Source organism: Roseibium sp. RKSG952, assembly GCF_009711355.1.
Genome location: NZ_SMMF01000360.1, coordinates 1 through 709, shown reverse-complemented (window position 1 = coordinate 709; position 709 = coordinate 1). Strand labels below are relative to the sequence as shown.

Here is a 709-nt window from a genome sequence, read left to right as displayed (position 1 = left end):
CGACAATGTTTCCGCCGCCGGTTGTGTCCACCGTCCCGTCGATTTCGGCGTCAGAAACCGCACTGTTGCCCAGAACAATGCTGTTGGTGAGGGTAACGGCATCGTCCGCCGAGATGCCTCCACCTTCACTGCCTGCAGTATTGCCAGACACAGTGCTGTTGATGAGAGTAGCAGCGCCGTCTGCGTTGACGCCACCGCCGCTTTCCGTTGCCGTGTTGCCGGACACAGTGCTGTTGGTGAGGGTAAGAGCCCCCGCCGCATTGACGCCACCGCCGCTAAGCGTTGCTGAGTTACCCGAAACGGTGGTGTTGCTGATGTCAAAGGTACGCGTCCCGTGGACGCCTCCACCAGTCCGAGCGGAGTTTCCGGATACAGTGCTGTTGGTGAGGGTCAGCTCAGCGTCTGCCCTTACACCACCGCCGAAAACCCTTGCGGAGTTTCCGGAAACGGTGCTGTTTGCAATGGTAAGAGCACCATCCCCGAAGACGCCTCCGCCGCTACGGAGTGCGGTGTTGCCGGACACGGTACTGTTGTAAACCGTCAGGCTTGCGGCGCTGTAGACCGCTCCGCCTGAACTAGCCTCGCCGCCGGTCAGAACAAGACCCGTCAGCCCGGTATCCGCGGATGCGCTGGTGATGTGGAAGATCCGGCTGTTGTCACTCAGAAGATCCTCGCCGAATTCGTCGGTCTCGCCGTCGCCGTCATTGTC

The 709-nt window shown here is 60.8% G+C and carries 1 pseudogene; it reads right to left on the bottom strand.

The features are described from left to right. Nucleotides 1–709, bottom strand: a pseudogene (locus E1297_RS01045) (hypothetical protein); the annotation flags it as partial.